This window comes from Polaromonas hydrogenivorans (genome assembly GCF_040105105.1).
Taxonomy (GTDB): Bacteria; Pseudomonadota; Gammaproteobacteria; order Burkholderiales; family Burkholderiaceae_C; genus Polaromonas; species Polaromonas hydrogenivorans.
The window spans coordinates 2,480,231-2,494,526 of the sequence record NZ_CP157675.1 but is presented as its reverse complement, the minus strand read 5'-3'; the positions used below and the strand labels follow the sequence as shown (position 1 = coordinate 2,494,526).

Here is a 14,296-nt window from a genome sequence, read left to right as displayed (position 1 = left end):
TTCTGTTCAGGTTGGGTTGGGTCAATCCATCGCCAGCTTGTTGTCGATGATGATGCGTGCATAGCGCTTGCGGTCAGCCGCAATCAGCTGGGCAAAGTCAGCCGGCGTTCCGCTTTTGGCGACAGCGCCCTGGGCCAGCAGTTGCTGCTGTATTTCAGGGCTGGCGACGGCTTGCTGAAGGCTTTTGGAAATCTTGTCGATGATGTCCTGGGGTGTTCCGGCAGGCGCCAGCAGGCCGATCCAGGAACCGGATTCGGCGCCGCTCACGCCGCTTTCCTGCAGCGTCGGTACATCGGGCATGGCGGAAACGCGGTTTTTGCTGGTGATAGCCAGGGCTTTGAGCTTGCCGGCCTTGATGAAGCCGGAAGTCTCCAGCACCGAGGCAAAAATCATGTCCACATTGCCGGCCATCAGGTCGGTCATGGCAGCGCCGCCGCCCTTGTACGGGATGTGCAGCATCTGCGTGCCGGTGGCGATCTTGAAGGTTTCGGCCGACAGGTGCGGTGAGCCGCCATTGCCCGAACTGGCATAGGTCAGCTTGTCGGGCTGGGCCTTGCCCAGGGCGACCAGTTCCTTGACATTTTTGACCGGCAGCGACGGCGTGACCGCCAGCACAAACGGCAGTTCGGCGAACTGGCCGACGGGCACGAACGCGGTGTCGGGGTTGTAGCTGAGCTTTTTGTACAGCGTCGGGTTGATGGACTGCGTGCCGACGTTGCCGATCAGCAGGGTGTAGCCGTCGGGCCGGGCGCGTGACACTGCCTCCAGGCCGACGTTGCCGCCGGCGCCGCCCTTGTTGTCCACCACCACGGCTTGTCCCCACGCCTGCGACAGGCGCTGCGCCAGGATTCGCGTGCCGATGTCGGTGCCGCCGCCCGCAACGAAGGGCACCACGAGGGTGACGGGCTTGGTCGGCCAGGCGGTCTGCGCATGCGCAGCGGCACCGACCAGCAGCAAGGGCAGCAGCTGGCTGAAAAGACGCCTGGGGAGGCGGTGCCGGGAAATTTTCAACATGGTTTTGTCTCCTGCAATCATTTTTAACCCCCGTTGCAGAGCCTGTTTTCCTGGCGGCAGCGCAAACGGATGGGGAATTAAAGCACTAATATATTAGTGTGTCAATGCTATGATTTACTCGTTTTTATAGCCAAACCACACCTCAGGACCGCATGAACGCCCTAGCGAAAGTTGCTCCGCCCAAACTGGACCGCACGCGCCAGTCCGCCCCGCAGGTTTTCGAAGCCTTGCGTGAATTGATCGTGTCGGTGCAGCTCGAACCCGGCACGGTGCTGCAGCGCGCGGAACTGGCGGACCACTTCGGCATCAGCCAGACCCCCATCCGCGATGCCTTGCTGCGCCTGGGTGAAGAGCAGCTGGTGGACATCTTTCCGCAACATGCCACGGTGGTCAGCCGAATTGACCTGTCGGCGGCACTGCAGGCGCATTTCCTGCGGCGCTCGATTGAACTGGAAATACTGGCGACGCTGTGCAAACTGCCCGATGCGGAGCACCAGCAACTCATGCAGCGCCTGAACGCGAGCCTGGCGGAGCAGGAAGCCGCGCTCAAGCCGCTGGATGTCTCGAAGCTGGCGCTGGCCGACCAGGCCTTTCATCGGGAAATGTACGAGGCCGCCAGGGTGGGGCCGCTGTGGAACCTGGTGCGCAAGCAAAGCGGGCATGTGGACCGGCTGCGCCGCCTGAACCTGCCGGACGAAGGCAAGCCCCAGGCGATTGTGCGGGACCACCGCGCCATCGTCGAAGCCATTGCCCGCAAGGACGCGCAGGCTGCGGAAAAGGCGCTGCGCCAGCATCTGGCGGGAACACTCGCCTTTGTCGATGACATCAGGCATCGCTACCCGGACTGGATTGTTTCTGATCAGCGATAAGCCTTGAGGCGCCATGCTGTCAGCCGGGCTGCATTCCCGCGCTAGACGGTGTAGTCCACCGCCGCCCATTCAAAGCAGGGCTTCAGGTCGCCGATCAGCGCCTGGTGCAGTGGATGAAACAGGTAGGCGTTGAGCTCTTCGGCATCGTCGAAGGACGACTCCAGCACATAGCCCCAGCAGACCGGCCGGTCCAGCTCGTTGGCCGACAGCCGCCAGCCACGGACCACGTCGATCTGGCCGCCGAGCGCGTCCATGCGTGCAATCAGCGCAGCTTCCTGCGCTGCATCCGCTGCCACCTCCGCCTTGCGGCGGAACATCACGACATGGTTCAGCACGGCTGGCCCTTGCGCGCCAGCAGCCAGGCGGGCGCATCCTGCAAGGCCACCGGGCGCAGGAAGCGGTCCATGGCCGCGTCGCCGACCGAAGTCGTCATGGGCTGGGTGGACGACGGCCAGGGTCCGCCGTGCTGCTGCGCCGCCGTCACCGCCACGCCCGTGGGCACGCCGGCAAACAGCACGCGCCCGGCAATCGCCATGGCGCCACGCACCAGGGCGCGGGTATCTTCGGATTCGTCTTGCGCGCCCCACAGCGTCACGGTCAGGCTGCCGCCCACGGCCTGCAGCACCTGCAGCACCTCGGCCACGGAACCGGCGCGCACGATCAGGCTGGAGGGGCCAAACACTTCATCGCGCAGTTCCGCCTGGGCGATGAAGCTTGCCGCATCCACCTGCGCCAGGAAGGGCCGGGGCGCCTCAGGCGTGCCGGCTTCCTGCAGCAGCGGCCTGGCGCCCGCGCTCACCATATGTTCAACACCGGCATCAAAGGCCTTGCGCATGCCAGGCGTCAGCATCGCATGCGGATTCTGGGCGGTGAGCGCGGTGGTCAGCTGCGCTACAAACGCATCGCTCTCGGGGCTGTCGATCAGCACGATCAGGCCGGGGCTGGTACAGAACTGGCCGCAGCCCTGGCTGATGGAGCCGGCCAGGGTGGCGGCCAGTTCGGCGCCCTTGCTGGCCAGCAGGGCGGGCAGGGCCACCACCGGGTTGGTCGAGCCCAGTTCGCCATAAAACGGAATGGGACGCGGCCGTGCGCTGGCTTCGGCCTGCAAGGCGGCGCCGCCACGGGTGGAGCCGGTGAACGCGCCGGCGGCCATGGCCGGATGCCGCACCAGGCGCACGCCGACGTCATTGCCGCCGCCCTGGATCATGCTGATCAGCCCGGCGGGCAGGCCTTGCGTCTTGAGTACCTGCTGCACCAGACCAATGACCCGGTTGGACAGCAGCAAGTGACCCGAATGGGCCTTGACCACCACCGGGCAGCCGGCCGCCAGGGCGGAAGCGGTGTCGCCGCCCAAGACCGAGAACGCAAACGGAAAGTTGCTGGCCGAGAACATGGCGACCGGACCCAGTGGCACGCGCTGGCGCACCATGGCCGGGTGGCCGATGGGCGGGGCGCCTGCCAGCGCCGGGTCGTCCACAAATTCAAAAGCCACGCCGCGTTCGGCGATGTCGGCAAAGCGGCGCAACTGGAACGCCGTGCGGTCGAGTTCGCCATTCAGGCGCGCCGGGCCGAGTCCGGTTTCCTCGTCGGCCAGGGCGACCAGGCCTTCGCGGTCGGATTCGAGGGCGCTGGCCAGTCCGCGCAGCAGGGCCGCGCGGGTGCCGCCATCGCTGGACGACCAGTCGCCGAAAGCCGCGCCGGCGGCGCTGGCGCAGGCATCGACCTGCTCGGGGGTGGATGCGCACAGTGGCGCGCCCAAGGGTTCACCCGTGCGGGCCTTGATCGATTGCAGGGTTTTCATTGTGGGTTCCAGTTCAGGTGATAGCCCCGGCCAGCATAGTCAAATTCGACCAGCTCACCCATGTGGGTGTCACGTACAAGAGGCAGCTCGGCGGTGTCCCTGACGGCGGGCGCGGCATAGTAGGCGCGGATTTCCGTGATGAGCCCGGTGGCTGCATCGAACACATACCATTCGTCGCCGCGCTGGGCGGTGCGGGCCTTGCGCTTCCAGTGCGTCCACTCGATGACGGCTTCGTTCGAGTCGTGGCTGACCAGCACTTTCTCGATGGTCCATTGGGAGCCAAGGTTTTCGACGCACCACAGCCACTTCTTGCTGATGGTGTCGGCGCTGCGCCAGGGAATATCGGTCAGGCCGGGCGGAAAGTAGTGAATCGCGTCAGGCGTGAAACAACTCATCAGCGCGTCGTAGTCGGCGGCGTTGCAGGCGTCGAAATAGCGGCGAATCAGGGCTTCGTGCGGGTGCATGGCGGTTTTGGGCATGGGTTCCTTGGAAAGCTGTGTTCAAGCCGTGGCGGGTTCGGCGGGTGCAATGGCCGGGCGGCCGGCGGCGACCCAGCCCTTGTGGGCGGCGCGCGTCTCGGGGCTGGGCGGGTACAGGCCCCAGAGCTTTTCGCCGGCCTGCACGCGCAGGGCCAGGTAGGCTTCGAGGTCGTCCTGCACTTCGCACAGGTCGGCCATTTCCTCGGCGCAATGGGCCGGAATCACAGTGATGTTGTCGCCGTCGCCATGGATCACGTCGCCTGGGTAAATCGCCACGCCGGCGCAGCCAATCGGCACCTGCAGGTCGGCCACGTGGTGGCAGGACAGGCGCGTGGTGGCGGTCACGCCGCCGCTCCAGACGGGAAAGTCCATGGCTGACAGTTCGGTGCCGTCGCGAAACGCGCCGTCGGTCACCACGCCCCGGGCGCCGCGCATCATCATGCGGGTGATCAGCATGTTGCCCATGGAGGCGGCGGCCGGGTTGCGGTTGCTGTCGATCACCACGACTTCGCCCGGGCGCACCTGCTCGACGCCGACCCATTGCAGGTTGTTGATGTGCGGCTCGGTGGTCAGCGTGGCGTAGGTGTCGATGTCCTCGCGCGCTGGAATGAAGCGCATGGTGTAGGCGCGGCCGGCAAAGGCCTTCATCTTTTTGTTCAGCGGCGTCAATCCCACCAGCACCGGCTGGCGGTAGCCTTTCTTGAAAAGCTGCGTGGTCAGCGAGCCGCTGCTCACTTTGGCAAGCCGGTCAAGCACCGTGTCAGGCACGAAAAACGGGGCCGGGCGAAGGGGCGTGGGGGTCATGTCGGCGCGGGTCATGGAGTCTCCTTGGTATGTCTGGGCAGAATGTGGCAAGTCATGGGTGGCTCACTTTTATCTCAAAATATGGGACGATTTAATCAACAAACCTATCCAGATCGTGCTGAAATACCGTTCTGGCGATGGTAAATAAACAGGACATTTCTGCCAACGGGGCCAAACCCTGTCATTGGCCACTTATCCCACATACTGGAAATAAATGCGATGAAAGCAAACCTGGGTGATGGCACCGCCTCGCTGGAAAAAGCGATGGACATTCTGGATGCGCTGGGCAGCGCTCCACAGGGCTTGAGTCAGGTCGAACTCGCCAAACGCCTGGACTTGCCGCGCACCACGCTGTACCGGCTGCTGGCGACGCTGGTGGCGCGCGGCATGGCCAGGCGCGACCCGCAGCGCCGGGTGTACTGCCTGGGCTTTCGCTGCCTGGAGCTGGCCCGCAGCGCCTACGCCATGCCCGACCTGGCCGCCGCAGCCGGGGTGGAGCTTCGGGCACTGCGCGACCTGACCGGGGAAACCTCTTACCTCGCGACGCTGGACGGGCTGGAAGTGCTGTCGCTGGAGCGCTGCGATGGCGCGCACAGCCAGCGCTCGCAGTCATCGCTGGGCCAGCGCAAGCCGCTGCACTGCACCAGCCAGGGCAAGGCGATTTTGTCTGCGCTGGACCATGCCGCGCGCGATGCGCTGGTGCAGGCCATCACCCTGAAAGCGCTGACGCCGCACACCATCACGGACCGGCGGCGGCTGCAGGCCGAGCTGCGGATTACCGCTGCGCGCGGCTGGTCGGTCGATGACGAGGAAATCGTGCTGGGCGTGCGCTGCGTCGGCGCGCCGGTGGTGGACGCGGCCGGCAAGGTGCGCGGCGCGATCAGCGTGGCCGGTCCGGCCTACCGCATGACGATGGAGCGCGTTCACCGGCTGGGGCCGGAAGTGGCCGAGGCCGCGCGGCGCGTGGGCGAGCAGCTGTCGGTCAGTGCCCCCGCGCCCGCTTCTGCCGAGCCCCGGGCGGTGGACGGGGCATGGGCCTTTCGCGGCGAGTTTGCGCGCTGGAGCATCCGGCATGACCGCCTGTTCTGGGCCGACAGCCTGGCGCCGTCGGTGCATGTTTATGACGGCAGGCAGGACCGCGAACTGGCGGTGCTGGATGCGCCCCTGACCGCGCTGGTGGTCTGGGAAGATGCATTGCTTGCAGGAAGCCAGGGCGGCTACTGGCGCATCGACAAGCCCGACAGCCCAATGCCTGAAGTCAGCGCGCTGCAGCCGTGGCCTTCGGGCGCGCCCTCGGCGCTGTGCTCCGACCCCGCAGGCGGCTTGTGGGCGTGCGAACCCGTGGGCGGTGCGCGCTGGCGCGTGGCGCCCTGGTCAAGCGCCGGTGAAAGCCTGCCGGACAGCCACTGGAGCCTGGGCGCGCCGCTCGATGCCCTGGCGTGGGACAGAGCAGGGCAGTCGCTCTACGGCCTGTCGCGTGATTCCGGGGAAATCCTGGTGATGCAGCGCGGCCAGACGCCGGTACGCCGGCTGGCCACCGTGCCCCGGGGCTCGGGCCGATTGAGCGGGCTGGCCGTCGATGCTGCGGGCGGCGTCTGGACGGCGCTGCAGGACGGCTGGGGTGTCGTCAAGTTCTCGCCCGATGGCAGCCAGGACCGGGTGATCGGCCTGCCGGTGCCGTGCCCGAGCGACGTTGCGCTGGGCGGAAAAAACCTGGACACGCTGTATGTGACCAGCGCCCGCCAGCCGGTTTCCCTGGAAGCGCTGGGCAACGCGCCCCTGTCCGGGCGGCTGTTCCTGATTGAAGCCGCGGAGTAGGCCCAGCGCATTGCGCGGCAAGACCGTCCCTCCCTGTGCTGGCAAGCCTTATTGCGAAGCCGCCGAGGCTGGCGCGCTGGCCGCCGGAGTTTGAATCGCAGCGGCATCGGGTGCCTGGAGCGGTGCCGGCGCGGGCATGGCGGGCACCGCCGGGGTGTCCGCCGGGGCGCTGATGGCCGGTGGGGCCGCCACCGGCGTCATCGGCGCGGCCTGCACAGCGCCGCCGTGGAACTTCATCATCAGCGGCACGATCAGCAGCGCCACGATGTTGATGATCTTGATCAGCGGGTTGATGGCCGGGCCGGCGGTGTCCTTGTAGGGGTCGCCCACGGTGTCGCCGGTCACGGCCGCCTTGTGCGCGTCCGAGCCCTTGCCGCCGTGGTGGCCGTCCTCGATGTACTTCTTGGCGTTGTCCCAGGCGCCGCCGCCGGTACACATCGAAATTGCCACGAACAGGCCGGTGACGATGGTTCCCATCAGCAAACCGCCCAGCGCCTTGGGGCCCAGCAGCAGGCCGACCAGAATCGGCACTACGACCGGCAGCAGCGACGGGATGATCATTTCCTTGATCGCCGCCGTCGTCAGCATGTCCACTGCGCGGCCGTATTCTGGCTTGGCCGTGCCTTCCATGATGCCGGCGATTTCCTTGAACTGGCGGCGCACTTCCACCACCACCGCGCCAGCTGCGCGGCCCACGGCTTCCATCGCCATGGCGCCGAACAGGTAGGGAATCAGCCCGCCGATAAACAGGCCGACGATGACCATCGGGTCGCTCAAATCAAAGCTGATGGCCCGGCCGTAGCTTTCCAGCTTGTGGGTGTAGTCGGCAAACAGCACCAGCGCGGCCAGTCCGGCCGAGCCAATCGCGTAGCCCTTGGTCACGGCCTTGGTGGTGTTGCCCACGGCGTCGAGCGGGTCGGTCACGGCGCGCACCTCGGGCGGCATGTCGGCCATTTCGGCAATGCCGCCGGCGTTGTCGGTGATCGGGCCGTAGGCATCCAGCGCCACGACGATGCCGGCCATGCTCAGCATGGAAGTCGCGGCAATCGCAATGCCGTAAAGACCGGCCAGGTTGTAGGACACCAGAATCGCGATGCACACAAACGCTACCGGCCAGGCGGTCGAGCGCATCGACACGCCCAGGCCGGCAATGATGTTGGTGCCGTGGCCGGTGGTCGAGGCCTGCGCGATGTGCTGCACCGGCGCGTATTGGGTGCCGGTGTAGTACTCGGTCACCCAGACCAGCGCGGCCGTCAGCACCAGGCCGACGGCGCAGGCGCCGAACAGCTTCATCTGGCTGCCGCTGGCGTAAATCGCGTTGTCGGGCATCAGCCAGGTCGTGACAAAGTAAAACGCTATCAGGGAAAGCACGCCGGCCACGGCCAGCCCTTTGTAGAGCGCCGGCATCACGTTGGTCATGCCCGGCGAAGCCTTGACGAAAAAGCAGCCGATGATGCTTGCCACGATGGACACCGCGCCCAGCGCCAGCGGGTAGAGCACGGCGTTGATCGGGCTGCTGGCTACCAGCAGCGCGCCCAGCACCATGGTGGCAATCAGCGTGACCGCATAGGTTTCGAACAGGTCGGCCGCCATGCCGGCGCAGTCGCCGACGTTGTCGCCCACGTTGTCGGCAATCACCGCCGGGTTGCGCGGGTCGTCCTCGGGAATGCCGGCTTCGACCTTGCCCACCAGGTCGGCGCCCACGTCAGCGCCCTTGGTGAAAATGCCGCCGCCCAGCCGCGCAAAAATAGAGATCAGCGACGAGCCGAACGCAAAACCGATCAGCGGGTTGAGCAGGTCAGCCAGTCTGGCGGTCGGCGTGTAGTTGCCGTTGCCGACCAGGAACCAGAAAAAACTGGTCACGCCCAGCAGCCCCAGGCCGACCACCAGCATGCCGGTGATGGCGCCGCCGCGAAACGCCACGTCGAGCGCCGGGCCGATGCCGCGCGTGGCCGCCTGCGCGGTCCGCACATTGGCGCGCACCGAGACATTCATGCCGATAAAACCGCAGGCGCCCGACAGCAGCGCCCCGACGACGAAGCCGACAGCGGTCTTGCCGTCCAGAAAGACACCGATCAGCAGCGCCAGGATGACGCCCACGATGGCAATGGTCTTGTACTGTCGGGCCAGGTAGGCGGCCGCGCCCGTCTGGATGGCCGCCGAGATCTCCTGCATGCGCGCATTGCCTGCGTCCTGGGAAAGAATCCAGTTTCTGGCCCAAAAGCCATACCCCACGGCGATGAGTCCGCATACCAGCGCAAGAATGAGCGCGGCTGAGTTACCAGTCATACATACCTCCGACGTTATTTTTTTGCCTTGATGGGTGCCACGCAAGCGGACCCCCGCTGCGTTGCTTCCTCGTGGCTCGCATGGAGGCGATGGGACGATTGGCCAACTGGAGAAATTAAACGCTAAAACAGGCGCCGTTGGCAACCCGTAAGGTCCGCATCAGTAAAATGCGGGCAAATCTCTTCCTTCGGCTGGCCAAACTGTCCCGCAGCAGAACAAGCCGCTCTTTTTATCAATGTTTTTCATCAACCTAAAGCGATCATGTCCCTAGATAAAGTTACACCCGGCAAAAACGCTCCTGACTCTTTCAACGTGATCATCGAAATCCCGATGAACGCCGACCCGGTGAAGTACGAGGTGGACAAGGAGTCCGGCGCGATTTTCGTGGACCGCTTCATGAGCACCGCCATGCACTACCCCTGCAACTACGGCTACGTGCCCCAAACCCTGAGCGGCGACGGCGACCCGGTCGATGTGCTGGTGATCACGCCCGTCCCGCTGATTTCTGGCGTGGTGGTGACCTGCCGCGTGATCGGCATCCTGAAAATGACCGACGAAGCCGGCGAAGACGGCAAGGTGCTGGCCGTGCCCATCGACAAGAAGTGCTCGCTCTACTCGCATTGGCAAAAGCCGGAAGACATGAATCCGCTGCGCCTGAAAACCATTGCCCACTTCTTTGAACACTACAAGGATCTGGAAGAAGGAAAATGGGTCAAGATTTCGGGCTGGGAAGGCCCGGACGCTGCCAAGAAAGAAATTGCCGACGGCATTGCCAACTACGCCAAGGAACAGCAGGCTGTGTAATTCTTGAACGATTTTGTAAGGCTTTTAGTGCTTTTGCGCAAGCTGGACGGGCATGGATAGCTATTGAAAATATAGCAATTGCTGCCTGGCTTGTGCATCAAAAGCGTCTTCAGTACAGTCTGGAGGCGCTTTTTTCATGGGCAATGGGTGTTCGGTTTGCAGGAGCACTACCCACGTAGTGTTCAACAGTATCATTCAACGATATCTCCCATTCAGACCGGTGCATCAGCATGTCAGACCCGCTTGACGTTTCTCTCGATCCTGAAGATCAGGCCCATCCCCTAAAGAGCCGGCTCAATTTTCCTGTGGTCGGCATCGGTGCTTCGGCCGGCGGCCTGGACGCCCTGTTGCGCTTTTTTGAACAGATGCCTGCGGCCAATGGCATGGCATTTGTCATCATTCTTCACCTGTCGCCCGAGCATCAAAGCAATGCGGCCGAGATTTTGCAGCGGGTGACGAAGATGCCGGTCATCCAGGTGGACAAGCGGACAGCCATCGAAGCGGACCATGTCTATGTCATATCTCCCACCCACGACCTGATGATGAGCGATGCTCACCTGCAGCTGTCCGAGCCCGTCCGGCTCAGGGGAATGCACCTGGCCATCGACCTGTTTTTTCGCACGCTGGCCCAGTCTCACCAGGAAAGGGCAATGGCCATCGTGATGTCCGGCACCGGCATGGACGGCGCCGCAGGGCTGGCCCGGGTCAAGGAAGAGGGCGGAGTGACCCTGGCTCAGGCGCCTGAAGATGCCGGGTACGACGGCATGCCCAAAGCCGCCATCGCCACGGGCATGGTTGATTTCGTCCTGAATGCGGTCGATATGCCGCAGCGCCTGATTGAACTGTGGGCCAATGCCCGTCGCATCAGCCTGCCCAGGGAGGCTGAGCCTTCAGCGAAAGCCATGGCCTTTGACAGTGCGCAAGCGGCCAGGCTTGCCGAAGAGGCTTTGAAGGACACCATGGCCCTGCTGCGTACCTACTCCAAAAACGATTTCCGGCAGTACAAGCGGGCCACTGTTCTGCGCCGCATCGAGCGCCGGCTGCAGGTCAGGCGCCTTCCGGATTTGCCGGCTTACCGCGACTATCTGCGCGAACACCCTGAAGAGGCCCAGCCGCTGCTTCAGGACATGCTGATCAGTGTCACCAATTTCTTTCGCGACCCCGAGGCTTTTGACGCCCTTGAGCACGATGTGCTGCCCAGCCTGTTGCGCAACCGTCCGCCGGACGATCCGGTGCGCGTCTGGGTGGCCGGCTGCGCCACCGGCGAAGAAGCCTATTCCGTCACCCTGCTGTTCAAGGAACAGATGAGCCGGCACAACTGCATGTCGGAGCTGCAGGTGTTTGCGACCGACATTGATGAACGGGCAATCAGCGTTGGCCGCAATGCCGTGTACCCCGAATCGATCTCGACGGATGTGTCGCCCGGAAGGCTGCGGCAGTTTTTTACCCGCGAAAAAGATCAGTTCAGGGTCATCAAGCAGCTGCGGGAAAAGGTGCTGTTTGCCAATCACAATGTGCTGCGCGACCCGCCCTTTTCCCGAATCGACCTGGTTTGCTGTCGCAACCTGCTGATTTACCTGGACAAGACGGCCCAGGCCCGTGTCCTTGAAGCATTTCGCTTTGCGCTCAAGCCTGCAGGGTTTTTGTTTCTGGGCAGCTCGGAGTCTGCGGATGCCCTGCCCAACCTTTTCACGGCGCATGATAAAAAAAACCGTTTCTACAAGGTCAATCCGCATGTGCATGCAACGCGCCTGTTGCTGCTGACCACGGATTTTCCACGCGACCACACGACTCCTGCCTTGCCCGGACAGGGGCAGGGGCGGCGCGAGCCCAAACTGCCGTCATTCGCCGACATGCACCGCAAACTCATTGACCAGATTGCCTTGCCCAGCGTGCTGATAGACGCCAGCCACAATATCCTGCACCTGTCCGATAACGTCGGCAAATTCCTGTTGCCAGGCGGCGGCGCGCCATCGGTCAATTTGCTGGACAACATGCAGTCCGAACTCCGCACGGAATTGCGCACGGCGCTTTACCAGGCGATGCATACCGGCAAGCCCGTCAAGACCCACGCCATTGCGGTTCAACGCGGCGACAGCCAGGGGCTGGTTGAAATGACCGTGCGCTTCTTCGGAGAAGATGGCCCGGAATCGGCGCTGACGCTGGTGATGTTCGATGAGGTGCCGGAAAAGCCCGGCGATCTGCAGCTCAAAGGCATCGACCAGGCGCAGCAGCAGGTCATCGTTCAGCTGGAAGCCGAGATACGGCAACTCAAAGAGGACCTGCAGCAGACCATCGAGCAGACTGAAACGTCCACCGAAGAACTCAAGGCATCGAATGAAGAGCTGCAGGCCATCAACGAAGAACTGCGCTCGGCCACCGAGGAGCTGGAAACCAGCAAGGAAGAGCTGCAGTCCATCAATGAAGAGCTGACGACCGTCAACTTTGAATTGAAAATCAAGGTCGATGAAACCAGCAAGATCAACAACGACCTGCAAAACTTCATCACCTCGACAGACATTGCCACCATCTTCATTGACCGCGGCATGCGCATCAAGCGCTATACGCCCCAGTCGGCCAATCTCTTCAACCTGATCGAGTCCGACATCAACCGCTCCCTGCTCGACATTACCCACAAGCTGGACTACAGCGCGCTGGCCAATGATGTTGTCGAAGTCTTCAACACGCTCAACAAGGTGGAGCGGCAGGTCAGCAGCAGCGACAGCAGGCATTACCTGGCGCGCATCCGGCCCTACCGCACCACCGATGACCGGATTGAAGGCGCTGTGCTGACCTTTGTCGATGTGACGGCCCTGCGCCAGGCCGAGGAAAATGTGCGCGCGGGCGAGGAACGCCTGCGAATCGCGGCCGAAACCACCAAGGACTACGCCATCCTGACCATTGATGAAGAAGGCCTCATCACGACCTGGAACCACGGTGCCCAGCGGATCTTTGGCTATTCTGAAAAAGAAGCGGTCGGCCAGCTGTTTGCCATCATCTTTACCCCCGAAGACCGGGCCGCGGGCGCTGCCGACGAGGAGTTGCGCATCGCCCGCGACGAAGGGCGCTCCACCGACGAACGCTGGCATTTGCGCAAGGACGGCAGCACCTTCTTTGGCAGCGGCGTGGTGACGCGCCTGGAAGGGAAAATGGGCGGCTATGCCAAGATTGCCCGCGACATCACGGAAAACAAGACCCTTCAGGTCAGCCGCGATGAACTGCTGGCCATGGAAAAAAGGGCCAATGAATTGAAGGACCAGTTCTTGGCGGTGATGTCGCATGAACTCAAGCACCCGCTGAACCTGATCCAGGTGAATACCGAATTGCTGCTCAGCCAGCCCGAGGTGCGCGCACTGCCCGAAGTGGTGCGTGCCGGCGAAACCATTCGCCATGCAGTGGTGAGCCAGACCAAGATCATTGACGACCTGCTGGACCTGTCGCGCGCCCGAACCGGCAAGCTGACGCTCAGGCTGGCCCCGGTGAACCTTGAGGAGCTGGCCGAGATGATTGCCTCCGCAGCCCGCGAAGCCGCCAGCAAGAAAGGCCTGACGCTGGTCTATGAGTGCAGTGACAAGGAAGTGCTTGCATTGTGTGACCGCGTCCGGACAGAACAGGTTTTCTGGAACCTGATCAACAATGCCATCAAGTTCACGCCTGAAGGCGGGACCATCACGGTGCAACTGGCACGCGACGCCGAGTTTGCAAAATTCAGCGTGATCGACACCGGCCAGGGAATTACCGCTGAGTTTTTGCCGCAGATTTTCGGCATGTTTGTCCAGGCACCCAATCAAAAGGTACCCAGCACCAACATGGGGCTCGGTGTGGGCTTGACGCTGGTGCGCGACCTGACGGTGGCCCAGGGCGGCAAAGTCCTGGCCGATTCAGCCGGCCTGGGCAAAGGCGCCACGTTCAGCGTCTGGCTGCCGCTGGCCCAAACCAGGCAGCAGGACAAAAAAACCATTGAACAAACCGGAAACCTGAAGGGCCTGCAGATTCTGGTCGTCGATGACATGATCGACCTGCTGGAGCCATTCGCGGCGCTGCTGCGTCTGGAAGGGGCCACGGTTGACATGGCGACCAGCGGCCAGGAGGCGCTGGAGTTGCTGGAAAAAAGCGCTTACGACCTGCTGATTTCAGACATCGGCATGCCTTGCATGGACGGGTACGAGCTGATCCGGAAAATCCGCAAGATTCCAGGATTACACGCTCTGAAAGCCATTGCATTGAGTGGTTATGGCCGGCAGGTCGATGCCGTGCGAGCCTTGCAAAGCGGCTTCGATGCCCACCTGTCCAAACCCGCCACGGTGGCGCATATTTGCCAGACGATTGCGCAACTGGTTTCCAAAGCCGAAGGTGAAGCGCAATAAAGTAGCTGCTGGTTACAAATTCCCTGGCCTGAACCGACCGAGGGGTATTTT

General features: G+C 63.3%; 10 protein-coding genes. 4 read left to right on the top strand and 6 right to left on the bottom strand.

Annotation, left to right across the window (positions count from 1 at the left end; genetic code table 11):
• Window positions 1–21: 21 nt before the first annotated feature.
• A complete protein-coding gene (locus ABLV49_RS12005) occupies window positions 22–1,014 on the bottom strand; it encodes a Bug family tripartite tricarboxylate transporter substrate binding protein (RefSeq protein ID WP_349276664.1) in 993 nt (330 codons plus the stop codon).
• A 152-nt stretch (window positions 1,015–1,166) separates the two neighbouring features.
• Between ABLV49_RS12005 and ABLV49_RS12000 the strand changes: the two genes are divergently transcribed.
• Window positions 1,167–1,883, top strand: coding sequence for a GntR family transcriptional regulator (locus ABLV49_RS12000; RefSeq protein ID WP_349276662.1), 717 nt, complete (start codon window positions 1,167–1,169; stop codon window positions 1,881–1,883).
• A gap of 41 nt (window positions 1,884–1,924) precedes the next feature.
• Here the strand turns inward: ABLV49_RS12000 and ABLV49_RS11995 are convergent, their stop codons facing one another.
• The 4 genes from ABLV49_RS11995 to ABLV49_RS11980 are packed head-to-tail and all read right to left on the bottom strand — an operon-like array spanning window position 1,925 to window position 4,982.
• Window positions 1,925–2,218, bottom strand: a complete 294-nt coding sequence (locus ABLV49_RS11995; protein ID WP_349276661.1) for a Dabb family protein — start codon at window positions 2,216–2,218, stop codon at window positions 1,925–1,927.
• The gene (locus ABLV49_RS11990; protein ID WP_349276659.1) at window positions 2,212–3,684 is read right to left on the bottom strand and encodes an aldehyde dehydrogenase (NADP(+)); all 1,473 of its coding nucleotides are present in this window, start codon (window positions 3,682–3,684) and stop codon (window positions 2,212–2,214) included. Before ABLV49_RS11990 ends, ABLV49_RS11995 begins: the two co-directional genes overlap by 7 nt.
• Window positions 3,681–4,163 carry a nuclear transport factor 2 family protein gene (locus tag ABLV49_RS11985; RefSeq protein ID WP_349276657.1) on the bottom strand — a complete coding sequence of 161 codons (483 nt, stop codon included), beginning with the start codon at window positions 4,161–4,163 and terminating at the stop codon, window positions 3,681–3,683. The genes ABLV49_RS11990 and ABLV49_RS11985 overlap by 4 nt, the downstream gene beginning before the upstream one ends.
• A gap of 21 nt (window positions 4,164–4,184) precedes the next feature.
• The gene (locus tag ABLV49_RS11980; RefSeq protein ID WP_349276655.1) at window positions 4,185–4,982 is read right to left on the bottom strand and encodes a ribonuclease activity regulator RraA; all 798 of its coding nucleotides are present in this window, start codon (window positions 4,980–4,982) and stop codon (window positions 4,185–4,187) included.
• A 204-nt stretch (window positions 4,983–5,186) separates the two neighbouring features.
• On the opposite strand from ABLV49_RS11980, the gene ABLV49_RS11975 reads away from it, so the two are divergent.
• A complete protein-coding gene (locus ABLV49_RS11975; protein WP_349276653.1) occupies window positions 5,187–6,785 on the top strand; it encodes an IclR family transcriptional regulator domain-containing protein in 1,599 nt (532 codons plus the stop codon).
• A gap of 48 nt (window positions 6,786–6,833) precedes the next feature.
• On the opposite strand, the gene ABLV49_RS11970 is transcribed toward ABLV49_RS11975, so the two are convergent.
• A complete protein-coding gene (locus ABLV49_RS11970; RefSeq protein ID WP_349276651.1) occupies window positions 6,834–9,074 on the bottom strand; it encodes a sodium-translocating pyrophosphatase in 2,241 nt (746 codons plus the stop codon).
• Window positions 9,075–9,335: 261 nt separating this feature from the next.
• Here ABLV49_RS11970 and ppa point away from each other — a divergent pair, with 261 nt between their 5' ends.
• Window positions 9,336–9,878, top strand: coding sequence for an inorganic diphosphatase (ppa, locus tag ABLV49_RS11965; protein WP_349276649.1), 543 nt, complete (start codon window positions 9,336–9,338; stop codon window positions 9,876–9,878).
• Between the two features lie 230 nt (window positions 9,879–10,108).
• On the top strand, window positions 10,109–14,245 hold the full coding sequence (locus ABLV49_RS11960) for a chemotaxis protein CheB (protein WP_349276647.1): 4,137 nt from the start codon (window positions 10,109–10,111) through the stop codon (window positions 14,243–14,245).
• The last annotated feature ends 51 nt before the right edge of the window (window positions 14,246–14,296 follow it).